The organism is Pseudomonas sp. MEJ108 (assembly GCF_030208985.1).
In the GTDB taxonomy this organism is placed as follows: Bacteria; Pseudomonadota; Gammaproteobacteria; order Pseudomonadales; family Pseudomonadaceae; genus Aquipseudomonas; species Aquipseudomonas fragariae.
In genome coordinates this window covers 16696-43082 of the sequence record NZ_JARVSW010000079.1, presented here as the reverse complement: position 1 = coordinate 43082, position 26387 = coordinate 16696, and the positions used below count along the sequence as shown (strand labels likewise).

Here is a 26387-nt window from a genome sequence, read left to right as displayed (position 1 = left end):
CGCTTCACATCATATTATTGCGGTACGCCTTTTTCCCAATTCTTCCAGTCGCCGACAATCGCCTGCACCAGCGGGTTACCGGTGCGGTAGAGGTTTTCCAGCGCCGGGACGAAGGCACCCTGATCGGCGTACTTGAGCAGGTTGTCCACCTCGCTGTAACCCGGATACGGACGATCGAAGTCGGAGCCCGCACGCACGACAGCCAGGCGATTGACATCGACCTTGCCGGCCTTGCTGGCTCGCAACAGAGCCTCGTAGGTGGAGTTATCCTCCTGCTGGGTGGTGCAATACTCGCCTTTACCGTCGGTCAGCAGCTTGGTCCAGACTTCCGCACGCTCGCTCAGACGCGTCCCGGAAAACCAGGTATTGCCTGCCAGCGTGTCGCACTGCGTGACCTGCGGCGGCTGGTTGGCCGGCGCATAAGGGTATTTGACGCGCCAGGCCGCGGATTCCTTGCTCTCGCTGAGCGTCACCTTGTGCGACAGGGCAAACGCCTTGGCCTGCAGCTTGGGGTTGAGCTCGAAGACTTCGGTCTTGTAGTCCAGCGGCGGCTTCTCGTTCGGGCCCTTGGTGTTGATGCCCAGATAACCGGTCGGCCAGTCCTTGGGCACATCGCGGGAGTCGATTTCCCACTGCGTGCCGAACTCCACCAGATAATGCGCCCAGGCCGTGGTGCCGAGTGTACCGCGGTGCGGGTTGATGCCGGCAATGCCCGCGACAATGAAGTACGTCTTGCGCAGGTCGAATTGCGGCGACAGGGCCAGCGCCAGGGTCGATGCCGCAGCGTTGGTCTGGCCCATGCCGGTGACCAGCAGGCACACGTCCTGATCATTGCAGCGTATGGCCGGGTACTCGGCGGCAAGGCCGGGCACCTGGATTTCCTTGGTCAGGTGCAGCCGGTCGATCCAGTTCTGTGCTTCGGGCGCAAACATCGCGATCAGCATGACCTTGGGTGTGACCGGTGCCACCGGTGCGGTAGCCGCCCAGACATCAGAGCTGAGCAATGCCAGCGTGGCGCAGAGCGTGTTGCGAGTGGTGTGTTTCATGAAAACTCCTGTCGTCATAATAAGGTTCAGAACTGGTAACCCACGCCTGCGTAATAGCCCCAGCCGTCGGAGCGCGCGCGGAAGTTGCCATCGCCGAAGTTCAGCTCGCTGCCGTCCTGCCAGTTGCCGCCGTTGTGGAAGTAACGGCCAACCAGGGTGAAGCGCAGGTGCGTGAAGGCATAAAGCAGCACATTGGTGGCGACCGTGGAGTTGCCGGTGCGTGCCGGATCGTTCTTGAGGTCCGAGCCGAAATCGAAGTTGGTGAAGCCGATGTAGGTCAGCGACGCACCGTTGTCGAAGGTGCTGATCGGTACGATGTATTTGAGCTGCGCGCGGTAGCCGTCCCACGAGTACTCGTTGCTGGCGCCGTAGTTCTCCCACTGGTAGCGGCCATAGAAGTTGGCCGACAGATTGACCCGCGAGTGGGTATCGATGTCAGTGCCCAGGCCGCTGTACAGGGTGTTGGCCCGGTTGGCCGTATTGCTGCCGTGGTCATAGATCCAGTCGAAGGCGACGTACCATTCTTTGAATGGGCCGATGGCCAGGCTGCGTCCGGCGAGGTAGTCGATCGAGACGCGTGGCTCGTGCTCCATGAACAGCGGCGAGCCATGGTCCCAGACGCCTTTGTCATTATCATTGCCGATGCCGAGGATCTTCGGCACGTCGACATAGCCATACAGCTCGAACGGCCCTTTGCGGCCGAAGTATTCGTACTCCAGATAGATGTCATCGTTGGGCTTGGGGCCGAAGCTGATGTCCTTGCTGCCGATCAGCGTCAGGTCCTGGTTGAACCAGTCTGAAAAATACGCGCCTTTACCTTCCTTGGGCGAGGCGGGCGGGCTGAGTGCTTCGCCTTGCGCCGAGTCTTCGGCGGTGGCGGGTGCTGCCAGGACGCTGGTACAGGGCAGCGCCGCGGCGGCGGCGAACAGCAGAGGCATGAGAAATCTTGAGGGCGTTGCGGGTCGAGTGAATGGCGGCTGTGGCATTGAAGCTCCTTTTCGTGGGCGCGTACTGCTGATCGCAAGCGTTTGCACAGCCCATGCCAAACTGTTTCAAGATGTTGAATGCCTTGGATATCAGGTGCAGAAGATGACCGATCGGGCAGGAAAACGCCCGCAAGCTGTGCGCGGTGTCACCGCCAGTGCCCCGTGATGTTCCGTTTTACCTCAAAGGCCCGGACGAGCAGCGGCGAGTATGACCACGGCCAGACCGATCATCAGGTTGATGCCGACCAGGCGGCGGATATTGCCCAATGCTGCCGCGCCCTCGGCCCACTGTTCGGCTTCCACGGCGCGACGCAGCTCAGGCAGTTGCAATGACTGGATACGCAAAAACAGCGCAACCATGACGACGTACAGGCCCATCATGATCTGCACATAACGCGGCGCGGTTTCAAAGCCGGTGAAGTTGAGCTGAATCATGCCGATGCCGGTTATCGGCAGCAGCACCACCGCAGCCCAGACCCAGGCGAAGAAGCGCGGAAACACCTGGACCCACACTTTCAAGCGAGAAGGGCCTTCAAGTGCTGCAATGACTGCCGGGCGCAACACCATCCAGGCGAAAAACATGCCGCCAACCCACACCAGGGCAGCCAGCAGATGCAACGTATAGACAGTAGAAAAAGCGGTCATCGGACACTCCGTTCTGCGCGGATGGATTTAGCGCGCTATGATAGCGCCCACTCAGAACTACTGAAAATTTATCCAGCCTTTTTAGCCGTGCCCCCGAACCGAAGCCAATGATCAGTACCGAACTCAAAACCCAGATCCAGGGCGCTTACTCGCGTTTCCTCGAAGCCAAGAGCCTCAAGCCACGCTATGGCCAGCGATTGATGATCGCTGAAGTCGCCAAGGTGCTGGGGGACATTGACACCGATGAAGAGGGCCGTCGTTCGGGCGATCCTGCGGTAGTGGCCGTCGAAGCCGGAACGGGTACCGGCAAGACCGTGGCTTACGCCATCGCCTCGATCCCCACCGCCAAGGCGGCAGGCAAGCGGCTGGTGATCGCCACCGCGACCGTCGCCCTGCAGGAGCAGATCGTCTACAAGGACCTGCCGGACCTGATGCGCAACAGCGGTCTGAATTTTACCTTCGCCCTGGCCAAGGGGCGCGGGCGTTACATGTGCCTGTCCAAGCTCGACGCATTGCTGCAGGAAAGTGACGCGACCAACGCGACCGCGCAACTGTTCGAGGAAGAGGGCTTCAAGATCGAAGTCGATGAGGCCAGCCAGAAGCTTTTCACCAGCATGTTGCAGAAGCTGGCGGGCAACAAGTGGGACGGCGATCGCGACAGCTGGCCGCAGGAACTCGCCGATCAGGACTGGGCGCGTCTGACCACCGATCACAGCCAGTGCACCAACCGGCACTGCCCCAACTTTCAGCAGTGCGCCTTCTATAAGGCGCGTGAAGGCATGGGCAAGGTCGATGTGATTGTCACCAACCACGACATGGTGCTGGCCGACCTGGCACTGGGCGGCGGTGCGGTGCTGCCGGACCCGCGTGACACCCTGTATGTCTTCGACGAAGGTCATCACCTGCCGGACAAGGCCATCGGCCACTTTGCCCACTACACCCGATTGAAATCGACCGCCGACTGGCTGGAACAGACCGCCAAGAACCTCGCCAAGCTGCTGGCCCAGCATCCGCTGCCCGGCGATCTGGGCAAGCTGATCGAGCAGGTGCCGGAGCTGGCCCGCGAGATCAAGGGCCATCAGCAGTTCATGTTCGGTGCCTGCGAGCAACTGGCGGATTTCCGCGCCGGTGAGGACATGCAGGGCCGCGAGCGTCCACGTCACCGCTTTGTCGGCGGCGTGATTCCCGAGCACATTCGCGAGATGGGCATCGAGCTCAAGAAGGGCTTCGCGCGCCTCGACGACCTGTTCACGCGCCTGACCGAGCTGCTCAAGGAAGGCATGGACGGTGAGGTCAACATCGGCATCGCCAGCCATCAGGCCGAAGAATGGTATCCGCTGTTCGGCAGCCTGCTGGCTCGCGCGCATGGCAACTGGGAATTGTGGACAGCCTTCACCGCGGAAGACCCGGAAGACAGCCCGCCAATGGCGCGCTGGCTGACCCTGGCCGACAGCGGTGCAATGTTCGATATCGAGGTCAATGCCAGCCCGATCCTGGCGGCGGAAATGCTGCGTCGCAACTTGTGGAACATCGCCTACGGAGCGCTGGTCACCTCGGCGACCCTGACCGCGCTGGGCAAGTTCGACCGCTATCGCATGCGCGCCGGCCTGCCCAAGGGGGCGGTGACCGCGGTGGTGCCAAGCCCGTTCCATCACGCTGATGCCGGCGTGCTGCGCGTACCCGACCTCAAGGCCGACCCGCGTGACTCGGTGGCGCATACCGCCGCGATCATTCGCGACCTGCCCGGTCTGGTGGAAGGTTCGCGAGGCACGCTGGTGCTGTATTCGTCGCGCAAGCAGATGCAGGATGTGTTCGACGGCCTGGACCGTGACTGGCGCAAGCAGGTGTTCATTCAGGGCAACCTGTCCAAACAGGAAACCCTCAACAAGCACAAGGCACGCGTCGACAGCGGCGAGTCCAGCGTACTGTTCGGGCTGGCCAGCTTCGCCGAGGGTGTGGATTTGCCCGGCGCCTACTGCGAACACGTGGTCATCGCCAAGATCCCGTTCGCGGTGCCGGATGACCCGGTCGAGGCTGCGCTGGCCGAGTGGATCGAAGCGCGTGGTGGCAACCCGTTCATGGAGATCGCCGTGCCCGATGCCTCGTTGCGTCTGGTGCAGGCCTGTGGCCGCTTGCTGCGCACCGAAGAGGACCGCGGCACCATCACGCTGCTGGACCGGCGGGTGGTCACCCAGCGCTATGGCAAGGCGATTCTCAATGCGCTGCCACCGTTCCGCCGGGAAATAACGTGAGCCAAAGATGAAGAGCGTTTCACATCTGTTCCCAAAGCGCTCGATCACTGAAACAATACGGGCCGTTTAGCCTGTCGTCGGGCTCATGTTGCAGTCAGGAGTCAGCCGTTGCAGATCCAGGGTCATTACGAACTTCAATTCGAAGCAGTACGTGAAGCCTTTGCGGCGCTCTTTGACGACCCCCAGGAGCGCGGCGCTGCCTTGTGCATTCAGGTCGGCGGCCAGACCGTCATCGATCTGTGGGCGGGCACTGCCGACAAGGACGGTGCCGAGGCGTGGCACACCGACACTATTCTCAATCTGTTTTCCTGCACCAAGACCTTCACCAGCGTGGCGGTTCTGCAACTGGTCGAAGAGGGCAAGTTGCAGCTGGACGAACCCGTGGCCAGGCTCTGGCCCGAATTCGCTGCGGCGGGCAAGGCTTCCATCACTCTGCGCCAATTGCTCTGCCATCAGGCCGGCCTGCCCGCGTTGCGTGAACCGTTGCCTGCCGAAGCGCTTTACCAGTGGGACACCATGACCGCCGCCCTGGCAGCCGAAGAACCCTGGTGGACCCCGGGCCAGGGGCATGGTTATGCGGCGATCACCTATGGCTGGCTGGTGGGCGAGATGCTGCGCCGCGCCGATGGCCGGGGCCCGGGGGAGTCCATTGCGGCGCGTATTGCCCGCCCGCTGGGGCTGGATTTTCATGTGGGCCTGGCCGATGACCAGTTTCATCGCGTTGCCCACATCGCGCGTGGCAAAGGCAATGCCGGTGACGACGCTGCCCAGCGCGTGCTGCAGGCGACGATGCGCGAGCCGGCTTCGATCACCGCCAAGGCGTTTACCAACCCGCCGTCGATCATGACCAGCACCAACAAGCCGGAGTGGCGGCGCATGCAGCAACCGGCGGCCAACGGCCACGGCAATGCGCGCAGTCTTGCCGGTTTCTATAACGGTTTGCTCGATGGCAGCCTGCTTGAAGCAGACATGCTCAGCGAGCTGACCCGTGAACACAGCCTCGGTCAGGACAAGACATTACTGACCTCGACCCGTCTGGGACTGGGCTGCATGCTCGATCAGCCGGGCGTTGCCAATGCGACTTACGGCCTGGGGCCCAAGGCCTTTGGCCATCCGGGGGCGGGCGGTTCGGTAGGGTTTGCCGATCCCGATCACGAGGTTGCCTTTGGCTTCGTTACCAATACGTTGGGGCCCTACATTCTGATGGACCCACGCGCTCAGAAACTGGTCGGGGTTCTGCGTGAGTGTTTGCAGTAAGTATCGGCTATAAGTGCTTGTTTCATACCGACTGTCAGTTAAATGGCTGTAACAGGAACCGTACGACGGTTTCTTTTTCCAACTGCATCTTTATGCATGTTATACCGGCGTAGTTACGTCCTTCTGTCTGATCAAAACCGTTGCGGGTTACCCATGTCGTCTAATAAAAGCCTCGTTCTCGCCCTGTGCATCGCCGTGACCGGCTGTGCCCAAACCCCACAATCCGACTCTGCTGCAACCGGAGGCCATTGGTGGCAGTTCGGTTCCGGCAGCGAGTCCGCTGACGCAGGCACCGCTGCCAAGGCTCCGGCACCGAGCCCGGCGCCCGCTCCGGTTGCCAAGGCTGCTGCAACGCCGCCGCCTGCGACGGGTGCTGAAAACAGCGCGCCGTGGTACTGGCCGTTCGGCTCCAGCGACAGTGCTCAGGCCAAACCTGATGCCGTTGCCGACAAACCGGCAGCCAAGCCAGCGGCGCCTTCGATGGTCGCCAAGTCGGAAACCGACACCAAGTGGTGGTGGCCGTTTGGCAACGACTCCGCCAAGGACGAGCCTAAAGCGCTGCCGATGCCTGATCCGAAAGTGACCCAGGCGTGGCTGGACGAGTACGAGCCGCGCCTGCGCGCTGCAATCAAGGACAGCCCGTTCCAGCTGGAGCGCCGCGAAGACCTGCTGGCAATCACCGCGCCAGTCGACAGCTCGTTCAACCCCGACCGTCCAGCCATGCTGCTGCCCAACACGCTGGGTCCGATCACCCGTCTGGCCAAGGTGGTCGAAGGCGATCAGAAAACTGCCGTGTTGATTCTCGGTCATGCCGACACGTCGGGTCCTACCGACGCCAACCAGAAGATCAGCCAGGAACGCGCGCAGTCGGTTGCCGCGATTTTCCGTCTCAGTGGCCTGGAGCGTAACCGCCTCAGCCAGCGTGGCATGGGTGCGGTGATGCCGCGCGCCGCCAACGACAGCCTGCAGGGTCGTGCGCTCAACCGCCGGGTCGAGATTCTCATGACGCCGCAGGACACCATGCGCGCGCTGATGAGCCGCTATGCACTGCCGCCAGTGGCGCCGACCATGGTTGCTACCCAGGACGTCAAGCCGGTTGCTCCGGCACCTGCCGCCGCACCGGCGAAGAAAGCCGCTGCGAAGAAAGACACCGCCAAGAAAGCTGCACCGGCCAAGGCCAGCACCGCCAAGAAGGCCGCGCCAGCCAAGACCACGGCAGCGGCCAAGAAGCCGGCAGCGACCAAAGCGGCGGCCAAGGCTCCGGCCAAGAGCACAACGCCCGCCAAGAAGGATGACAGCCAGGCCAGTAACTAAGCCTGTCAGCACCCACGCGGATCGTCACTGACGCTTCGCGTGGAGTCGATCCGTGACCTCGCAGGAACCAGACCATGACCCAGACCCTGGCCGATATGCGCCGTGATTACACGCGCGACGGGTTGACCGAAGCGCAATCGCCGGACGAGCCCTTTGCACTCTTTCATGCATGGTTTGCCGACGCGGTGAACACCGAGCAGCCGCCTGTCGAGGCTAACGCCATGACATTGGCGACGGTTGATGAGGAAGGACGTCCACATTGCCGCGTCTTGCTGCTCAAGGGCCTCGACACTCAGGGTTTCACGTTTTTCACCAACTACGAAAGCGCCAAGGGCCAGCAACTGGCTGACCGTCCATTTGCCGCGATGACTTTCTTCTGGCCGACACTGGAGCGCCAGGTGCGTATCGAGGGGCGGGTCGAGAAAGTCTCTGCGCAAGAGTCCGACGCTTATTACCAGGTGCGCCCCCTAGGCAGTCGTCTGGGGGCATGGGCCTCGCCACAGAGTCGTGTAATCGCGGATCGCGACGAACTGGAAGGCCTGATCAGACAGACGGAACAACGCTTCGCAGACACCCAGCCACACTGCCCCGAGCACTGGGGTGGCTATCGTCTTTTGCCCGAGCGAATCGAGTTCTGGCAGGGTCGCTCCAGTCGACTTCACGACCGTTTGAACTATCGTTTGATAGACGACAGATGGACACGTGAGCGCCTTGCACCCTGATTGAATTATTCGTTTGGCCAATCGTCTGAGCGTTATACGGGCTATGGCTGTATGAGGCCTGAATCAATTTAATTTGCAGGCTCGGGGCCGTGACAGCACCTTTGTCGGGTAGTCTAATGGCCACTGATTCCTCTGGAGATTCCTTTTATGCGCAAGTCTGCTCTTCTGGTTGCTTCGTTCACTGCCATGGCTCTGATGCTGGGCGGCTGTACCTCGAATCTGACCGGTGATTCCTATTCCCGTGACGAGGCCAGGACCGTACAGACAGTTCGCATGGGGACGATCGAATCCTTGCGTCCGGTCAAGATCGAGGGCACCAAGACCCCGATCGGCGGCGCGGCGGGTGCAGTCGTTGGTGGTGTGGGCGGTAGCGCCATCGGCGGTGGTCGCGGCAGTATCGTGGCAGCGGTGATCGGCGCAGTGGCCGGTGGTTTGCTGGGTTCGGCGACCGAGGAAGGCCTGACCCGTACGCAAGGTGTTGAAATCACCGTGCGTGAGGATGACGGCAGCATGCGTGCCTACGTGCAGCAGGTTCAGGAAAACGAGATTTTCCGGGTCGGCGAGCGCGTGCGCATCATGAGCGTCAACGGCACCAGCCGCGTTACCCACTGATCTGCAATACCGCACAGCAAAACCCCGAGCCGCAATGCTCGGGGTTTTTTATTGGTGCGCCACGCATGCGCGTGAATATCGTGCCAATGCTCTGCGTTGGCATGCAGTTCTGGACGCTCCGCGTCCGATCCTGACGGTGAACCGCAGCTTTTATGTGTGACGCGGCGCGTCATGAAATACATTCCCGCACGGATCGCGGGAACGATAGTCACCCTGGGCTCAGCCCTCGATCCCCAGCATGTCGCGCACCAGCGCTTCGGCCACCCGAATGCCGTCTACGCCAGCCGAAAGAATCCCGCCCGCATAGCCAGCGCCTTCACCGGCCGGGTATAGGCCTTTGGTGTTCAGGCTCTGCATAGTCGGCCCGCGGGTAATGCGCAGCGGTGCCGAGGTGCGGGTTTCGATGCCGGTCAGCACGGCGTCGTGCAGCGAGAAGCCTTTGATCTGCTTGTCGAACGCCGGCAGGGCTTCACGAATGGCTTCGATGGCAAAGGCGGGTAGGGCCTCGGCAAGGTCCACCAGCTTCACGCCCGGCTTGTAGGACGGTTCAACGCTGCCCAGGGCTGTCGAGGCCCTGCCGGCAATGAAGTCGCCGACCAGTTGCGCAGGGGCCTCGTAACTGCTGCCGCCGAGCAGATAGGCGTGAGACTCCAGACGCTCCTGCAATTCGATACCGGCCAGCGGGCTGCCCGGGTAGTCCTGTTCCGGCGAGATACCGACCACGATGCCCGAGTTGGCATTGCGCTCGTTGCGCGAGTATTGGCTCATGCCGTTGGTGACCACTCGGCCGGGCTCTGACGTGGCTGCCACGACCGTGCCGCCAGGGCACATGCAGAAGCTGTAGACCGAGCGGCCGTTGCTGGCGTGGTGCACCAGTTTGTAATCGGCTGCGCCGAGCTTCGGGTGACCGGCATATTTGCCCAGTCGCGCGCGGTCGATCAACGATTGCGGGTGTTCGATGCGGAAGCCCACCGAGAACGGCTTGGCTTCCATGAACACGCCACGGCCGTGCAGCATGCGGAAGGTGTCACGGGCACTGTGGCCCAGCGCCAGAATCACGTGCCGGGACTCGAGCTGTTCGCCGCTGTCCAGCTGCACGCCCAGCAATTGGCCGTCCTCGATCATCACGTCGGTCACGCGCTGCTGAAAGCGCACTTCGCCGCCCAGCGCTTCGATCTGATGGCGCATGTTCTCGACCACACCGGTCAGGCGGAACGTGCCGATATGCGGTTTGCTGACATAGAGGATTTCTTCCGGCGCGCCGGCCTTCACGAACTCGTGCAGCACCTTGCGGCCGATGAATTTCGGGTCCTTGATCTGGCTGTAAAGCTTGCCGTCGGAAAAGGTCCCGGCACCGCCCTCGCCAAACTGCACGTTGGACTCGGGGTTGAGTACGTTTTTGCGCCACAGCGCCCAGGTGTCCTTGGTGCGCTGACGAACTTCGGTGCCGCGCTCGAGGATGATCGGCTTGAAGCCCATCTGCGCCAGCAGCAGCCCGGCAAAGATACCGCAGGGCCCGAAACCTACGACGATCGGGCGCTCTGTCAGCCCCTCGGGAGCGTGACCGACGACTTTGTAGCTGACATCAGGTGCCGGGCCGACGTGGCGGTCGTTGGCCAGCTTGCGCAACAGTGCCTCTTCATCCTTGACCTGGAAGTCGATGGTGTAGATGAAGCACAGCTCGGAAGACTTTTTGCGCGCGTCGTAACTGCGTTTGAAGAGGGTAAAGTCCAGCAGTTCGCCGCTGTCGATACCCAGGTGCTTCAAGAGCGCAACGCGCAGGTCTTCTTCCGGATGATCGATCGGCAGCTTGAGTTCGGTGATTCGTAACATTAAGGGGTCCAGTTTTCGGGCCGCAGGTTCAGCCCGACAGCACTACAAGAACCGGCGATTATAAGCGCTGAACCCCTTTGGCGGCGAGCCTGGGCGATCAGTCGTCGCGTGAACCGCCGTAATAACCGCAGCCACGCTGGGCCTGGCCGTTGATGCGCAGCTCTGCGGTGAGGTGTTGCACCGAGCCGTCGACACTGTCGACGCAGCGCTGTGGTGCGACCCAGATCTCGATACGCTGGTTGTTGGCTTCGCTGCTGACGCTGAAACTGCCGTCCGGCAGCTTCTCTTCCACGTAGGGCAACGCCAGTGGCGCGACGCCCTCGCGCTCCAGAACCATGCCCTTGCCGCTGACATTGACGTTCCAGGCGGGTTTGTTGCCATTGACGTGCAATGTCAGGCGTTTGAAGTTGAGGTCTTCACAGGCCTGGCCTGGACGTTCGACGCGGTACAGCTGATGCAGGTCCAGCTGACCGTCACTGTTGGCCGCCTTGCTCGCGGCAAAGCTGCCGCGCAGATCGGCAAACACCGTGCCCTTGCTGTCCGCCAGCGAGGCCGCTTCCTGCAGAATGCCGGTGTTGCCGCGATCCTTGACCACGTAGCGACGCTGCTCGTTACACGGCTTGAACAGCAACTGGCCGTTCTCCCCGGTCAGATCGCCCTGCATGCGGAGCATGCCCGCCGTGGAAACCTTCGGTTCCTCGGTCTGTTTACCGAGCAACTGACACCCGGCAAACAGCGGTAGAAGAGCAAATACGAGGACGGAACGGGCAGCAAACATGATGTGGTCTCCAGACAAGTGCCGCCACGTTACTCAGACTGGAGGTGCATCACAAGGGTCTGGATGCTTATCGCGCGAGCAGTGGCTTTGACTATCGTGCAGGCCTGACTCTGACAGTAGGAGCGAACGTGTTCGCGAAAGGGGCGTTTTGTTCGACGAAAATACATCGTTTAAACGAACGCCTTCTCGAACAGGCGAAGCATCGCCCGATTCGCTCCTGCAAAACCGTTTCGGCCTCTCGGGACGTGGCGTGCGCTTAGCCGCCCAGATACGCGTCCCGCACTTTCGGATCGACCAGCAGTTCTTCGCCTGTGCCTTGCATGACCACGCGGCCGTTTTCCAGTACGTAGGCGCGATCAGCGACTTTCAGGGCCTGGTTGGCGTTCTGTTCGACCAGAAACACCGTCACGCCATCGCGGCGTAGCTGTTCGACGATCTCGAAAATCTGCTGGATGATGATCGGCGCCAGACCCAGTGAAGGCTCGTCCAGCAACAGCAGCTTGGGCTTGCTCATCAGTGCGCGACCGATGGCCAGCATCTGCTGTTCGCCACCGGACATGGTGCCGCCGCGCTGATTGAAGCGTTCCTTGAGGCGGGGAAAAAGCTGCAGGACCTTGTCCATCTGTTCCTGATAATCCTCCTTTTGCGTGAAGAAACCGCCCATTGCCAGGTTCTCTTCAACGGTCAGGCGCGCAAATACCCGGCGGCCTTCCGGCACCACGGCAATGCTCTTGCGCATGATGATCGACGACTCCAGCCCGACCAGTTCCTCGCCCATGTAGCAAATACTGCCGCTGTTGGCGCGCGGCGAGCCGCACAGGGTCATCAGCAGGGTGGACTTGCCCGCGCCGTTGGCGCCGATCAGGGTGACAATTTCACCCTGGCGTACTTCCACGTTGACGCTGTGCAGCGCCTGGATCTTGCCGTAGAAGGTGGAAACGTTTTCGAACTGCAGCATTTACGCTTCCCCCAGGTAGGCTTTGATCACATCGGGATTGTCACGAATCTGTTCCGGCGTGCCATCGGCCAGAGGCGTGCCCTGGTTGATCACCACAATGTGGTCGGAAATGCTCATCACCAGTTTCATGTCATGCTCGATCAGCAGGACCGTCGCGTTGTGCTCGCTGCGCAACACGCCGATCAGCGCTTTCAGATCATCAGTTTCCCTGGGGTTCAGACCCGCTGCCGGTTCGTCGAGCATCAGAATGCGCGGACGCGTCATCATGCAGCGGGCGATTTCCAGGCGGCGTTGCTGACCATAGGCCAGCGTCCCGGCAGGGCGATTGGCGAATTCACGCAGGTTGACCGCCTCAAGCCAGTGCTCGGCGTAGTCCATGGCTTCACGTTCGCTGCGGCGAAACGCGGGCGTCTTGAACAGGCCGGACAGGAAGTTGGTGTTCAAATGCCGGTGCTGGGCAACCAGCAGGTTTTCCACGGCGGTCATGTCCTTGAACAGGCGCACGTTCTGGAAGGTACGCACCACGCCCTTGCGCGCGATCTGGTGACCAGCCAGGCCCTGGATCGGCTCACCGTCGAGCAGAATCGTGCCCGCGCTCGGCCGGTAGAACCCGGTCAGGCAGTTGAAAACTGTCGTCTTGCCTGCGCCATTGGGGCCGATCATCGATACGACCTGCCCTTGATTGACGGTCAGGGCAACGCCATTGACCGCCAGCAGGCCGCCAAAACGCATGCTCAAGCCGGTGGCTTGCAGTAATGGGCGGCTCATTTCGGCAGCTCCGCTTTCAATTTCATTTCGGGGCGTTGCATCGGCAGGAAGCCTTGTGGACGCCAGATCATCATCAGCACCATCAGCGCGCCGAACATCAGCATGCGGTAGTCACTGAACTCACGCATCAGCTCAGGCAACAGGATCATCACGATGGCCGCCAGGATCACGCCCAGTTGCGAGCCCATGCCACCCAGCACCACGATGGCCAGGATGATTGCCGACTCGATGAAGGTGAACGACTCCGGGGTGATCAGACCCTGGCGTGCAGCAAAGAAGCTGCCTGCGAAACCTGCGAACGCAGCGCCAAGGGTGAAGGCCGAGAGCTTGATCACGGTCGGGTTCAGACCCAGTGCGCGGCAGGCGATTTCGTCTTCGCGCAGGGCTTCCCAGGCCCGGCCGATCGGCATGCGCAGCAGGCGATTGATGACGAACAACGCCGCCAGTGCCAGCAGCAGGGCGATCAGGTAGAGGAAGATGACCTTGTTGATCGAGTTGTACGGCAGGCCGAAGAACTCGTGGAAGGTCTGCATGCCTTCAGCAGCCTTGCGCTCGAAAGTCAGGCCGAAGAAGGTCGGCTTTTCGATGTTGCTGATGCCGTTCGGACCGCCGGTGATATCGGTCAGGTTGCGCAGGAAGATGCGGATGATCTCGCCGAACCCCAGCGTCACGATGGCCAGATAGTCGCCGCGCAGACGCAACACCGGAAAGCCCAGCAGGAACCCGAACAGCGCCGCCATCAGCCCCGCGATCGGCAGGCAGATCCAGAAGCCGAGCCCGTAATAGTGCGACAGCAGGGCATAGCTGTAGGCGCCGACCGCATAGAAACCGACATAGCCCAGGTCAAGCAGACCTGCCAGGCCGACCACGATATTCAGGCCGAGGCCGAGCATCACGTAGATCAGGATCAGCGTGGCAATGTCCACCGCGCCGCGCGACCCGAAGAATGGCCAGATGAAGGCTAGCACGATGAGCGCCGCGAGGCCCCAGCGCTGGGTTTTCGGCTGGGTCAGGAAGTCGCTGGTTTTTTGCGGGATCAGCGGTTTGTCGGAGCCGCGACGCAGGCCGCTGATCTGCTCGGCAAACAATACGCGCAGAAACAGCAGGACCGAACACACGGCAATGATGGTCAGGGTCAGCGGGCTGGCGTTCTGCACTTGCAGGGTGACGCCGGAAAAGGCCAGTTTCAGGCCGAACACCGGGTAGGCTACAGCCCAGACCAGTGCGGCGCTGAACAGCGCCTGTTTGAAAGACTTGCTCATACTTTCTCAACCTCCGGACGACCCAGAATGCCGGTCGGTCGGAACAGCAGCACCAGGACCAGCAGGCCGAAAGCCACGACGTCCTTGTACTGATCACCAAAAATGTCGGCACCGAAGGCTTCGGCGACGCCCAGCACCAGACCACCGAGCACGGCACCCGGGATCGAACCGATACCGCCCAATACCGCAGCCGTGAAGGCTTTCAGGCCGACGAGGAAACCGGCGTTGGGGTTGATCACGCCGTATTGCATGCTCAGTAGCATGGCGGCGACGGCGGCCAGTGCAGCACCGACCACGAAGGTCAGGGCGATGATGTTGTTGGTGTTGATCCCCAGCAGATTGGCCATCTTCATGTCCTCGGCGCAGGCGCGGCAGGCGCGACCCATTCGCGAGCGGGAGATGAACAGGGTCAGGCCGGTCATGGCCAGCAGGGTGACGACGAACACCACGATCTGCATGTAGGAAATCAGCACTTCCTGCGCGCCACCGGGCCCGAACGAGAGGCTGCCGGGCAGCAGGTTGGGGATGGCAAAGTTGCCGGAGCCCTGAGAAAGCTGGACCGAGTTCTGCAGAAAGATCGACATGCCGATCGCAGAAATCAGCGGAATCAGACGGTTGCTGTTGCGCAACGGACGGTAGGCCACACGCTCGATGCTGTATCCGTAGGCACTGGTCACGATGATCGCAGCGGCAAATCCGGCAATCATCAGCAGCGGCAGGCTGTGAATACCCAGCATCGCCAGACCGGCGAGTGCCATGAAGGCGACATAGGAACCGATCATGTACACCTCGCCATGGGCGAAGTTGATCATTCCGATGATGCCGTACACCATCGTGTAACCGATGGCGATCAATGCATACGTACTGCCAATGGTCAGGCCATTGACCAGCTGCTGCATGTAGTGGAATAACTCGGGCATTTACCGCGCTCCTAAAAACCTGATCTGCATTTCTCTGACGTGCGCCGGGGTGGCATTCTGTCGATGCGTAGCCTGTTGCGCTGTCAAGGAACCGCTATTGACGGTTTTAAGATTTTCAGGGGGCCTCGTGCATACAGTTCGGGTCGCCGAAACCTGCGTACGGGCCTGGATTCGTAAAACAAAGCCCACTGCGCTGGCAGTGGGCTTTGAGGGTTAACGCAAGCAGCTTATTTGGCGGCTTCGGTCTTGGGCTTGCCGAAGTGCCACTCGTAGACCACGAACTGGAAGTTCTTCAGGTCACCTTTTTCGTCGTAGCTCAGCTCGCCCATTGGCGTCTTGAAGGTACCGGCGTGGATGGCAGCAGCCACCTTGGTGGTGTCTTCGGACTTGGCGGCAGCGATGCCGTCAGCAATGACCTGTACGGCGGAGTAGGACGGGTACACGAACGGGCCGCTCGGGTCCTGACTCTTGGCCTTGAAGGCCTCGGTCAGCGCCTGGTTGGCCGGGTCCTGGTCGAAGGATTTTGGCAGGGTAACCAGCAGGCCTTCCGAAGCATCACCCGCGATTTGCGAGATCGACTCGTTGCCGACGCCTTCAGGGCCCATGAACTTGGCGTTCAGGCCTTTTTCCTTGGACTGGCGCAGGATCTGGCCCAGTTCAGGGTGGTAGCCGCCGTAGTAGACGAAGTCGACGTTGGCCTGCTTGAGCTTGGCGATCAGCGACGAGAAGTCCTTGTCGCCAGCGTTGATGCCTTCGAACAGTGCAACCTTGACGCCTTTTTTCTCCAGCGTTTGCTTGACGGCTGTCGCGATACCTTCGCCGTACTGCTGCTTGTCATGGATCACTGCAACGATTTTCGGCTTGGCGACGTCGGCAATGTAGTTGCCAGCGGCCGGACCCTGGGCGCTGTCGAGACCGATGGTGCGGAACACCAGTTTGTAGCCGCGCGCGGTGATTTCCGGGCTGGTGGCAGCCGGGGTCACCATGATGATGCCTTCGTCTTCGTAAACGTCGGAGGCTGGCTGGGCGGAGCTGGAGCAGAGGTGGCCGACCACGTATTTCACGCCGTCGTTGACCACCTTGTTGGCGACCGCAACGGCCTGTTTCGGATCGCAGGCGTCATCATATTCGACGGCTTCAAGCTTTTTGCCATCTACGCCGCCTTTGGCGTTGATCTGCTCGATGGCCATCCTGGCACCATTGAACTGCATGGTGCCGTATTCGGCGACAGGGCCGGTCTTGGGGCCGGCGATGCCGATCTTGATGGTGTCAGCTGCGAACGAATGGCTGGCAACCCCCGCCATAACCAGTGCGGCAAACAGCCTTGAAAGCTTATTGGTACCCTTAGTCATGATGCTCCACTCTTGCGTTGTAGTTTTTATAATCCTGATGGCCAAGGCTCCAGGACCGATTCGATCACCGGTTGTCCCGCACCGCCAACTGTACCGGAACAGTTTAGAGCGCCGTTCGCGGGCTTGGAAAGCCGGGCGTCCGGGGACAAACCTGTGCGTGTCGCCTAATCGAAAGAAAGTTACAGAATCGAACCGCTTGAGTGTCTGAAATCACTTCAGATCCATAAGGTTATCTGCACTTCCCTGCGATAAATCGCCTGCTTCTGGGCTTGCCGGTGGGAAACTCGGCGCTATCATTGCGCCGATTTTCTTTTTGGTGAAACCCATGACGCAAGAACCTAGCACCCTCTATGCCAAACTGCTTGGCGAAACGGCCTCAATCACCTGGACTGAATTGCAACCATTCTTTGCCAAGGGTGCCCTGTTGTGGGTCGAGCTGCCTCTGGATTTGATCGAAGTCGCCGAGGCAGTGGCCGAAAATGATGCAGCCAGGGTGTCTGCATGGCTGGCTGAGGGGCAGGTTGGCAAGGTGTCTGAAACCAAGGCGCTTGAGCTGGTGGAGACAGATCCAGTGCTGTGGGCTGTAGTAGTGGCACCCTGGGTATTGATTCAAAACAGGGCGCAGGAATGATTTGCGCACCAGTTAAGTGCCTTGCGGTTTTCCCGGGTGAGTTGGAAGGTAACTCTTTGGCAGCCCGCGTAGCGTAAAACCACACCTTTCGAGGTGGCGGTTTCAGCGGGCTGTGCTGGCTTTTCGGCGATGGTTCCGTGCAGCGCCGCTTCAGGTGCGAACAGGTCTGTGACTGGCGAAATCGTCACTGTCAGACAGTTCGGCGAACACATCCGATGCTTCTGGTATCCCGATGTCAGGTCCGTGGGCATACGGTGGTGGCAGGGCAGACCACTGCAAGCTGGCCTCACGCTCATTCATCTGTCTGGCGAGGGGCAGGATTCGCTCCAGCGGCTGAGGCCTGCTGAACATATAACCTTGTACGTAATCACTGCCAAACTGCCTGAGAAACTCCAGCTGAGCCTGGGTTTCGACGCCCTCCGTCACGACTTTCAAGCGCAGGGTATGCGCCATGACGAGGATTGCCTGAACGATTTCCATATCCTGCGGTGACTGGGGAATGTCGATAATGAACGAACGGTCGATCTTCAGCGTGTCCAGTGGCAGCCGCTTGAGATAGGCGAGCGACGAGTAACCCGTGCCGAAGTCGTCGATCGACAGGGAAACACCCAGGCTGCGAATGTGCTTGAGCATCAGGATGGTGTTGCTGATGTTGCCCATCAAGGCATTTTCGGTGACCTCCAGTTCCAGCCGTCCAGGCGCTGCGTCAGCATCGGCCAGCGCCCGTTCAACCTCTTCGACCAACTCGTTGCGGCCCAGCGTCAGCGCTGAGCAGTTGACCGAGATGATCAGCTGTTCCAGCCCTTCCTGATGCAGAGTGCGCAGGTCGTGACAGGCGCGGCGCAGCACCCAGTTATCCAGCTCTGCAATCAGGCCGTTGGCTTCGGCAATGCCGATGAAGCGGGCGGGTACCAGCAGGCCGTGGTGCGGATGATTCCAGCGCACCAGCGCCTCGAGCTTGGCAACGTGGCCGGTGCGCATGTCGACGATAGGCTGGTAGTACACCTGCAGCCCCGTGCCTTCGCGCAGGGCATTGCGCAGTTCTTCTTCCAGTTGCAGCTCCAGACTGGCCTTGGTCTTGAGCGCCGGGTTGAAGAAGTTGACGCCGTTGCGCCCTTTGTCCTTGGACTGGTAGAGCGCGAGGTCCGCGTGCTTGAGCAGCTCATCGCAGGTCGAACCGTCACGCGGGAACACGGCAATACCGATACTGGTGGTCATGACCATGCGTCTTCCTGCCAGCGCGATGGTCTCTTTCATTTTTTGCATGACTCGATGGGCCAGGTGTCGTGCCTCTTCGTAGTCCGGAATGCTCAGCAGGATGCAGAATTCATCGCCGCCGAAGCGCGCTACCACGTCCTGAACCCGGGTAGCACCACGGATGCGGTCGGCTATCACTTTGAGCAGCTCGTCACCCGCATCATGGCCCAGGCTGTCATTGATGCGCTTGAAGTGGTCGATGTCGAGGAACATCACTGCGAGCATGCCGTTGTTGTAAGTGTGCTCCTGCAGCTTCTCGGCGAAGATCTGATTGAAACCGCGGCGGTTGATCAGATTGGTCAGCGGGTCGTAATGCGCAACCTGCTGAAGCGAGACGCGTGCCTGATCCAGCTGGGTAAGCAGTGCATTGACCCGCTGCAGGTCATGCTCCTTGCCTTGCAGTTTCTTGTCAGCCATTGCCGCACTGATGCTGCCGGCGATGATCAGCAGGGCGATGGCCGCGATGGTCAGCCCCAGCTGTTGGCTGTTTTCGGTGGCGGGCCCGTGCAGCTCAGTGCCTTCCGGGATCACCAGCCGCAGCGCCTTCATGCCCATCAGGTGCATGGTCAACAGGCCCGCGCCCAGCAGAAGGCTGACCGCATATCGGAACATCTGATGAAACATGCCGTTGTACTGGCGCAAGTGCCGCGGCAGTGTCAGGAGCGCAATGCTGGAGAGGACTGCGACCAGAATCGACAGGGCGAACATCCGCGGCTCGTAGTACTGCGTGGCAGTGGAGCGCATGGCCGACATGCCCAGGTAGTGCATGACGCTGATGCCGACCCCCATCACCACCGCGCTGATCAGGCAGCGTCTCAGAGTCAGTTCCGGGACGGTCAGTGCTCGCATGGCCACCAATGCGGTAATCAATACGATCAGCAGGGAAATCAGCGTGATGGAGAGGTCGTAAGCGATTTTGAGCGGTGCCTGAAAGGCCAGCATGCTGATGAAGTGCATCGCCCACACGCCACCGGCCAGGCACAACGCGCCCAGCGCTTTCCAGAGGCGACGGCTTTTGAGGGCGTCGACCTGGATGACACGGTCCGCAATATCCAGCGTGGCAAAGCACGCAGCACAGGCCACGCCGTAAGCCAGCGCGACCAGAAACAGGTTGTGACTACAGTCGATCAATAATTTCACGTCCGCTGGTGGGTCAGCGAATACGTTCAAACCCAGCCAATCCATAGCTTGCCCTATTCTCACTGCAAGGGCGCCAGGGCTGAAAGCCTGGCGTTGTAAGCTGAGTATAGAAGCTGTTTACAACCTGCCAATACACGAGGTGCCAATTTGGCATCAAAGTGATGGCTGGCGCGTTTGGACGCTATGATTGGGAGGACGCAGAGCGTCCGGAAAGACATACCCACGCGGAGCATGGGCACGATAGGGGGTGTTGCGGATATCGGGAACAGGCGCACGATAGGGGGTGTTGCGGATATCGCGGAGCATGGGCTTGGTTACGGTACACATCGTTCCTCACGCTCCAGCGTGGGAATGCCTTTCATGACGCTCTGCGTCATAGCCTGAGCAGGAGCGCCATGCCCATGCGGCGCATGGGCGTGGCAGGCGGGTGTGTAACCGGCCTCAGCCTGCGACCAGTACCCGGATCGCTTCCAGACGCAGGGCCGCTTTTTCAAGCATGGCCAGACCCTGTTCACGTTGAGTGCGCAGAGCCACCAGTTCACTGTCGCGCACGGTCGGGTTGACCGCTTGCAATGCCGTCAGGCGGGCCAGTTCTTCTTCGGTGTCGGCTGCCAGGCGACGCTGCGCTTCGGCGACGCGCTCGGCGTGTTTCGGCATGATTTTCTCTTCGCCCGCGTTGATCCTCGGGGTCAGTTGGTCACGTTGGGCCTGGATGAACTTGTTGGCGCTGGCACGGGGCACGCTTTCGAGCTGATCATTGAGCGTGTTGAACGACACACGGCTGGCCAGATCGTTGCCATTCGGGTCGAGCAGGCAGCGCAGCGCGGCAGGCGGCAGATAACGTCCCAGCTGCAGTGAACGGGGCGCAACCACTTCGCTGACGTAGATCAGTTCGAGCAGAACGGTGCCCGGCTTGAGCGCCTTGTTCTTGATCAGTGCCACGGCGGTGTTGCCCATCGAACCGGACAGCACCAGGTCCATGCCGCCTTGCACCATCGGGTGTTCCCAGGTGATGAACTGCATATCCTCGCGGGACAGCGCCTGATTGCGGTCGTAGGTAATGGTCACGCCTTCGTCGTCGCCCAGCGGGAAGCTGGCGTCGAGCATCTTTTCACTCGGTTTGAGGATCAGGGCGTTTTCCGAATGGTCCTCGCTGTCGATGCCAAACGCGTCGAACAGGGTTTCCATGTAGATCGGCAGGCTGAACTGATCGTCCTGATCGAGGATTGCTTCGACCAGCGCTTCACCTTCGCCAGCGCCGCCGGAATTGAGCTCCAGCAAGCGGTCGCGACCGGTGTGCAGTTCGCTTTCCAGACGCTCGCGTTCGCTGCGGGCTTCATTGATCAGGGTTTGCCACTCGTCGTCGTCACCGCTTTCCAGCAGCGGCAGCAGGCGCGGGCCGAACTGATGCTGCAGGGCGTTGCCGGTCGGGCAGGTATTGAGGAACGCGTTGAGCGCTTCGTGATACCACTGGAACAGGCGGGCCTGCGGACTGGTTTCCAGGAAAGGCACGTGCAGCTCGATGGTGTGCTTCTGGCCGATCCGGTCCAGACGCCCGATACGCTGCTCCAGCAAGTCCGGGTGCGACGGCAGATCGAACAGGACCAGATGGTGGGAGAACTGGAAGTTGCGGCCTTCGCTGCCGATTTCCGAACAGATCAGCACCTGGGCGCCGAACTCTTCGTCTGCAAAATAGGCCGCCGCACGGTCGCGCTCGAGAATGTTCATGCCTTCGTGGAACACCGTGGCAGGAATGCCGGAACGCACACGCAGCGCGTCTTCCAGGTCCATGGCGGTTTCGGCGTGGGCACAGATCACCAGCACCTTGACGCGCTTGAGCATTTTCAGGGTATCGATCAGCCAGTCGACGCGTGGGTCGAAGCGCCACCAGCGCTCTTCTTCACTGACGTCCGAATGCGACTGGAAGCTGACTTCCGGGTAAAGATCGGCGTGCTCGCCGACCGGCAATTCGAGGTATTCGACGGGGCAGGGCAGCGGGTATTGATGCAGCTTGCGCTCCGGGAAGCCCTGCACCGCGGCGCGGGTGTTGCGGAACAGAACGCGGCCGGTGCCATGACGGTCGAGCAGTTCGCGAATCAGACGCGATTTGGCTTCTTCGTCGCCGGTATTCACCGCGGCCAGCAGCGAATCGCCTTCGGCACCCAGGAAGCCGTGAATGGTCTCTTGTGCTGCTGCGGACAGCTTGCCCTTGTCGAGCAGCTCCTGAACGGCCTGAGCCACCGGGCGATAGTTCTCGCTCTCGGCACGGAAGGCCTTGAGGTCGTGGAAACGGTTCGGGTCCAGCAGGCGCAGACGGGCAAAGTGGCTGTCCTGGCCCAGTTGTTCCGGCGTCGCGGTCAGCAGCAGTACGCCAGCAATGACTTCGGCCAGTTGTTCGACCAGCGAATATTCGCGACTGGCCTTGTCTTCGTGCCAGACCAGGTGGTGCGCTTCGTCAACCACCATCAGGTCCCAGCCTGCCGCAAACAGGGCGTCCTGGGCTTTTTCGTCTTCGACCAGCCATTCCAGGGCAACCAGCGCGAGCTGGGTGTCTTCGAACGGGTTGCCGGCATCGCTTTCCATGAAGCGCTCGGCGTCGAACAGTGCGACCTGCAGGTTGAAGCGGCGACGCATTTCCACCAGCCACTGGTGCTGGAGGTTTTCCGGGACCAGGATCAGTACGCGGCTGGCGCGGCCCGACAGCAGTTGGCGATGGATCACCAGGCCGGCTTCGATGGTTTTACCCAGGCCCACTTCGTCGGCCAGCAGAACGCGTGGCGCGATGCGGTCTGCAACTTCACGAGCGATGTGCAACTGGTGGGCGATAGGCTGTGCGCGCACGCCACCCAGGCCCCAGAGCGAGGACTGCAATTGGCGGCTGGTATGCTCGAGCGTGTTGTAGCGCAGCGAGAACCACGACAACTGGTCGATCTGGCCGGCGAACAGACGGTCGGTCGCCAGGCGGAACTGGATGAAGTTCGACAACTGGGTTTCCGGCAGCGTGACCAGTTCGTTCTGTGCGTTCAGGCCGTGGTAGACCAGCAGGCCATCGACATCGTCGACTTCGCGAACGGTCATTTTCCAGTTTTCGAAGTGCGTGATCACGTCGCCAGGGGAGAAGCGCACGCGGGTCAGCGGCGCGTTACGCAGTGCGTACTGACGTGTTTCGCCAGTGGCCGGATAGAGCACGGTCAACAAGCGGCCGTCCTGTGCCAGAACGGTGCCCAAACCCAGCTCGGCTTCGCTGTCACTAATCCAGCGTTGCCCCGGTTGATACTGCTGCGCCATGCTGCCTGTCTCCCGCTTGAAAAAGCTGAGTATGTTAACGGAACGCGCCCCGAAGGCCAAAGGCGGCGTGAAAAAACTCATGGTCAGCGCCGGAACCTATCGAATTTTTGGTTCCATGACACTTATTTCACTGAGAGGGGTCAAAAAAGATCTTATAAACCACTACTGGCTATTTCAGCCCGGTTCAAGTTGCCTCGTGCACGGCCGACACCCCGGTAAGAGGAGATAAAACCATGCTGCAACCTATGCTTCCGTTAAGTGTGGTGCCTGTGACATCACAGCTGGATCCGGCCAAACGCATGCCGGACATTCCGCCTGTAGCGCCGGTTCAGCAGAGCTCCAGCGAGACCTCCATCGATCTGCGCAATGAAGATACTGAGCGCAGCGCGTTGCTGTTGCGTGAAGAGCAACAGCGCCAGCAGCAACAGCAACAGGCTCATGGCGGTGCAGAAGCCGAGGAATACCAGGGGCTGGTGGTTCCGGGTGACTCGCTGAACGCCGACAACACCGTACCCGTCGTACCGCTCATCGACGATGAGCCGCGCCAGGGGCTTTGGGTGGATATTCAGATCTGATCGCTGCACTGCCCATGTCTGTGCGGGTCACGGGACTGGTCAGGGCTGCCGCGATTGAGCATTATTGGTCCTGATTCCCCGTGTTCGAGAACCGCAAGCCATGAGCGACGATGCACAACTGATCGACCTGGGTGCCGAGCGCGCCAAGCGTATCCACGATCTGAATGACAAGCGCCTCAATGAAGTACGCAATGCCTTCGAGCAGGCCATGCCGTTGGGCAAGCAGAAAAAGTCCGGCAAAAAGCCTAAAAAGCGCTGATCCCGCCGCCGCACCCTTGATCTGATCAGTTTGGTTTTACAACAGCTGATCTGGATCAACTCGTCTTTATGCACGCTGCCTTAATCTTGCTCCATCGAATGCGCTGTGGGCGGACACGCGCCTGCACGCATTCAATGAGCACGCAAGGCACTTGGGGCGACTTCGGTCGCCCTTTTTTTCGTCTGCATGCCGCGCCCTGCATCGAGCGCCGCGCGCTATCAGCTCACGGTTTTGGCGCCGGCATTGGCCTGGTCATAGGCTCTGGCGGCTTCGGCGGTCTTGATGTCGCGCTGATAGCTCGGCGTCCACGCGGTCACCGCTGACTTCTGGGTGAAGCTGACATTGCTGCCGATGTCCTTGAAGTGCGCATCGCCATAGTCATCCAGCACGCCGGAGTTGCTGGCCTTGTCGGAAACATCCACGCCTTTCGCGAAATAGTTGTCCTGCGAAAGGATGGTCGCATCCCCCGTCGCGGTGAAGCCAAGATGGAAGTTGTCGATCGAGTTGTTGAGCACATCAAATTGCCCATGACGCATCAGGCCGGGTGCGCGAACATCAAGGTTGCTGAACACATTGTTGGCGATGGTCATGCGCGGGTAGCCCTTGTACTCGGCCTTGGCTTGAGCGGAGTCGTCCGGCTGACCAAGAATCACGCCGTATTCGTTGTTCTGGAATTTAGAGTTGGTCAGGCTGACGTTGTCTGCCGTCCCGCCGACATACAGCAGCTTGTCCAGGCCTTTGGCGTTCTGATCCTTGGTGCCTGAATAGGTGTTGTGGTCGATCCAGTATTTCTGACCGCTGCTGATGAACATCTGCATGTCACCGTTTTCGCGATAACGGCTGTCGTGGTCGAAGTTCAGGTTCTGGAAGATGTCATTGCTGGCGGTCTTGCCGCTGGCCAGGTAGATGTTGTGCAGGCTGTTGCCCTTGTCGGTGCCCAGCAGGGTCTTGTTGGCGCCAAAGTTGATGGTCACCTTGCTGTCGGCAGACAGGTTGGCCCCCAGTTTGACGGTGCGGGCTTTGTCGTCCTCCATGTACTTCTTGAGGTCCGCCACGGTATTGACCGTGACGACTTCGCCGCCGTTACCGCCGGTGGTGTTGGCCTCTTTGGCGAAACCCATGATGCCGGACATGTCCGCGCCCTGGCCATGCGCGGCCGGGGTCGCGGTTTTGGCTGCGTTAACCGTGTTATCGGGTTTGGCGGTGGTGTCCGTCGAAGTTTTCGGCAGCGCAAGGTCATGGACCACTGCCGGGTTTACCGCATCGGGTCTGGCGGGTGTCTTGTCTGGGGTGGCACTGCTTCGCTCGGTCGTCCGGGGTGCTGTTTGTGACGGCGCAGCGGGCGTCGGCTCTGTATTCTTTTGCAGTGATACAGGTTTTTCTGAAGGGTGATCGTTCTGCACCACAAAGGGTTTTTCTGCGTTGCCCTGAGGTGTTGAAGGCGGCGACGAGGAAGGGGAGGAGGAAGAGGGCGATTGAGCGAGCGTCGGCGTCTGATCGCGTTGAGGCTGTGCAGGCCCAGAGCCGTTGTGTAGATTTCCTTCCAGCAGCGAGAGCAGGTTGTTGAGGATGTTGCGGATCGCTTGCACAAGTTTGTTCAGTACCTGCTCACCGTTGCCACCCAGCATGTTTGAAGACGTGTTCGTGTCAGTCGGCTGGACTCTGGAGCCCAGGGTATTCAGCGAGGAGTGCGGGCCATTGGCCTGCTGTGTCAGGCCGAAGTCGATCAGGTTGCTATTGTGGCCCGGCTTGATGCCCTGGCCTTGGGGCTGCAGTTGATCGGTCTGTGCCGGGGCGTCCTGCGCAGGAACCCCGGAGACGGGGTAGTAGTTTCTGTTGATCGTATTCATGGCTGATTTCCCCGCCTGTGGGATGAACAATTCGTGACCCGGATAAGGGAGCGCTACTGGTTCCCTGAGTGGAAAGCGCAGGAAAGCAGTTCCGGGTGCATCATGAATTTTTTGTTCAGGCCACTGGCGAGTCGGGCATGCGCGCTGCGTGGCGCACGCCCGTGCGCGGTATCAGCCGAAAGTGATCTCGGGCAATACGGTCAGGTCGACGGTCTGCTGCTTGCGCGGGGCGAGAATCTCGGCTTCGCCGTCTACAACCAGCTCATCGTTCTGATTGAAAACGCGGGTGGCGATGCGCACGCGGAACTTCGGCAGTTTTTCCAGGATTTCCAGGCGCACAGTCAGGGTATCGCCCAGTTTTACCGGCTTGAGGAAGGTCATCTGCTGACCGATATAGATGGTGCCGGGGCCAGGCAACTCGCACGCAACCGCCGCACTGATCAGCGCGCCACTGAACATGCCGTGGGCAATACGCTCCTTGAACATGGTCTTGGCGGCGTATTCGGCGTCCAGGTGGACCGGGTTGTGGTCACCGGACATGGCGGCGAACAGTTGAATATCACGCTCTTCCACTGTCTTGCTGTAGCTGGCGGTCTGACCGACTTCAAGGGCTTCGTAAGGCGTGTTGGTGACTTGAGTCATGTGGCTGTCCTGACAATAAAAATGAATTGAAGCGCGCCGG

22 protein-coding genes and 1 pseudogene are annotated in these 26387 nt (G+C 60.5%); 8 read left to right on the top strand and 15 right to left on the bottom strand.

The annotated features are described in order from the left end of the window. Positions 1 to 14: 14 nt before the first annotated feature. The 3 genes from QRN50_RS24900 to QRN50_RS24890 all read right to left on the bottom strand — a co-directional run bounded on the left by QRN50_RS24900 (position 15) and on the right by QRN50_RS24890 (position 2677). Entirely contained in the window at positions 15 to 1046 is a 1032-nt protein-coding gene (locus tag QRN50_RS24900) for a purine-nucleoside phosphorylase (RefSeq protein WP_058822839.1), read from the bottom strand. A gap of 26 nt (positions 1047 to 1072) precedes the next feature. Beyond that, on the bottom strand, positions 1073 to 2032 hold the full coding sequence (locus QRN50_RS24895; RefSeq protein ID WP_024640009.1) for a nucleoside-specific channel-forming protein Tsx: 960 nt from the start codon (positions 2030 to 2032) through the stop codon (positions 1073 to 1075). A gap of 180 nt (positions 2033 to 2212) precedes the next feature. Then, positions 2213 to 2677: a CopD family protein gene (locus QRN50_RS24890; RefSeq protein WP_024640010.1), complete on the bottom strand. Its 465-nt coding sequence runs from the start codon at positions 2675 to 2677 to the stop codon at positions 2213 to 2215. Positions 2678 to 2784: 107 nt separating this feature from the next. Here QRN50_RS24890 and dinG point away from each other — a divergent pair, with 107 nt between their 5' ends. The 5 genes from dinG to QRN50_RS24865 all read left to right on the top strand — a co-directional run bounded on the left by dinG (position 2785) and on the right by QRN50_RS24865 (position 8834). Continuing rightward, a complete protein-coding gene (gene dinG / locus QRN50_RS24885; protein WP_003402334.1) occupies positions 2785 to 4929 on the top strand; it encodes an ATP-dependent DNA helicase DinG in 2145 nt (714 codons plus the stop codon). Between the two features lie 108 nt (positions 4930 to 5037). Beyond that, the gene (locus QRN50_RS24880; RefSeq protein WP_032656741.1) at positions 5038 to 6186 is read left to right on the top strand and encodes an EstA family serine hydrolase; all 1149 of its coding nucleotides are present in this window, start codon (positions 5038 to 5040) and stop codon (positions 6184 to 6186) included. Between the two features lie 153 nt (positions 6187 to 6339). Next, the gene (locus QRN50_RS24875; protein WP_011268698.1) at positions 6340 to 7500 is read left to right on the top strand and encodes an OmpA family protein; all 1161 of its coding nucleotides are present in this window, start codon (positions 6340 to 6342) and stop codon (positions 7498 to 7500) included. A gap of 74 nt (positions 7501 to 7574) precedes the next feature. Then, complete coding sequence (gene pdxH, locus QRN50_RS24870) at positions 7575 to 8222, top strand: pyridoxamine 5'-phosphate oxidase (protein ID WP_096127400.1); 648 nt, start codon at positions 7575 to 7577, stop codon at positions 8220 to 8222. 147 nt (positions 8223 to 8369) lie between these two features. Next, entirely contained in the window at positions 8370 to 8834 is a 465-nt protein-coding gene (locus QRN50_RS24865; RefSeq protein ID WP_003412844.1) for an outer membrane lipoprotein, read from the top strand. Positions 8835 to 9053: 219 nt separating this feature from the next. On the opposite strand, the gene QRN50_RS24860 is transcribed toward QRN50_RS24865, so the two are convergent. From QRN50_RS24860 to QRN50_RS24825, 8 genes and pseudogenes are all read right to left on the bottom strand, one after another. After that, the gene (locus tag QRN50_RS24860) at positions 9054 to 10667 is read right to left on the bottom strand and encodes an NAD(P)/FAD-dependent oxidoreductase (protein ID WP_003402342.1); all 1614 of its coding nucleotides are present in this window, start codon (positions 10665 to 10667) and stop codon (positions 9054 to 9056) included. Positions 10668 to 10764: 97 nt separating this feature from the next. Next, on the bottom strand, positions 10765 to 11445 hold the full coding sequence (locus QRN50_RS24855) for a COG3650 family protein (RefSeq protein WP_003314432.1): 681 nt from the start codon (positions 11443 to 11445) through the stop codon (positions 10765 to 10767). Positions 11446 to 11701: 256 nt separating this feature from the next. After that, the gene (locus QRN50_RS24850; RefSeq protein WP_060409748.1) at positions 11702 to 12403 is read right to left on the bottom strand and encodes an ABC transporter ATP-binding protein; all 702 of its coding nucleotides are present in this window, start codon (positions 12401 to 12403) and stop codon (positions 11702 to 11704) included. Then, on the bottom strand, positions 12404 to 13171 hold the full coding sequence (gene livG, locus QRN50_RS24845) for a high-affinity branched-chain amino acid ABC transporter ATP-binding protein LivG (protein ID WP_011268695.1): 768 nt from the start codon (positions 13169 to 13171) through the stop codon (positions 12404 to 12406). Then, positions 13168 to 14433, bottom strand: coding sequence for a high-affinity branched-chain amino acid ABC transporter permease LivM (locus QRN50_RS24840; RefSeq protein ID WP_011268694.1), 1266 nt, complete (start codon positions 14431 to 14433; stop codon positions 13168 to 13170). The genes livG and QRN50_RS24840 overlap by 4 nt, the downstream gene beginning before the upstream one ends. Continuing rightward, a complete protein-coding gene (gene livH, locus QRN50_RS24835; RefSeq protein WP_010432468.1) occupies positions 14430 to 15353 on the bottom strand; it encodes a high-affinity branched-chain amino acid ABC transporter permease LivH in 924 nt (307 codons plus the stop codon). Before livH ends, QRN50_RS24840 begins: the two co-directional genes overlap by 4 nt. A 227-nt stretch (positions 15354 to 15580) precedes the next feature. Further along, positions 15581 to 16705 (bottom strand): branched-chain amino acid ABC transporter substrate-binding protein, encoded by a 1125-nt coding sequence (locus tag QRN50_RS24830; RefSeq protein ID WP_096104125.1) that lies wholly within the window; start codon positions 16703 to 16705, stop codon positions 15581 to 15583. A 75-nt stretch (positions 16706 to 16780) separates the two neighbouring features. Further along, positions 16781 to 17032: pseudogene (locus tag QRN50_RS24825) on the bottom strand (hypothetical protein); the annotation flags it as partial. Between QRN50_RS24825 and QRN50_RS24820 the strand changes: the two are divergent. Continuing rightward, positions 17031 to 17336 (top strand): DUF2288 domain-containing protein, encoded by a 306-nt coding sequence (locus tag QRN50_RS24820; protein ID WP_011268691.1) that lies wholly within the window; start codon positions 17031 to 17033, stop codon positions 17334 to 17336. The pseudogene QRN50_RS24825 and the gene QRN50_RS24820 overlap by 2 nt on opposite strands. Positions 17337 to 17486: 150 nt before the next feature. Here QRN50_RS24820 and QRN50_RS24815 read toward each other — a convergent pair whose 3' ends face one another. Beyond that, the gene (locus QRN50_RS24815; RefSeq protein ID WP_096127399.1) at positions 17487 to 19778 is read right to left on the bottom strand and encodes a putative bifunctional diguanylate cyclase/phosphodiesterase; all 2292 of its coding nucleotides are present in this window, start codon (positions 19776 to 19778) and stop codon (positions 17487 to 17489) included. Between the two features lie 396 nt (positions 19779 to 20174). Beyond that, on the bottom strand, positions 20175 to 23021 hold the full coding sequence (rapA, locus tag QRN50_RS24810; RefSeq protein WP_024640262.1) for an RNA polymerase-associated protein RapA: 2847 nt from the start codon (positions 23019 to 23021) through the stop codon (positions 20175 to 20177). A 233-nt stretch (positions 23022 to 23254) separates the two neighbouring features. Here rapA and QRN50_RS24805 point away from each other — a divergent pair, with 233 nt between their 5' ends. Together QRN50_RS24805 and QRN50_RS24800 are read left to right on the top strand one after the other, a co-directional pair. Continuing rightward, positions 23255 to 23596, top strand: a complete 342-nt coding sequence (locus QRN50_RS24805) for a hypothetical protein (protein ID WP_011268688.1) — start codon at positions 23255 to 23257, stop codon at positions 23594 to 23596. A gap of 100 nt (positions 23597 to 23696) precedes the next feature. Next, entirely contained in the window at positions 23697 to 23855 is a 159-nt protein-coding gene (locus QRN50_RS24800) for a hypothetical protein (RefSeq protein ID WP_011268687.1), read from the top strand. A gap of 218 nt (positions 23856 to 24073) precedes the next feature. Here QRN50_RS24800 and QRN50_RS24795 read toward each other — a convergent pair whose 3' ends face one another. Then, positions 24074 to 25705, bottom strand: a complete 1632-nt coding sequence (locus QRN50_RS24795; RefSeq protein WP_096127398.1) for a pectate lyase family protein — start codon at positions 25703 to 25705, stop codon at positions 24074 to 24076. A 171-nt stretch (positions 25706 to 25876) separates the two neighbouring features. After that, a complete protein-coding gene (locus QRN50_RS24790) occupies positions 25877 to 26347 on the bottom strand; it encodes a MaoC family dehydratase (protein ID WP_003402365.1) in 471 nt (156 codons plus the stop codon). Positions 26348 to 26387: the final 40 nt, after the last annotated feature.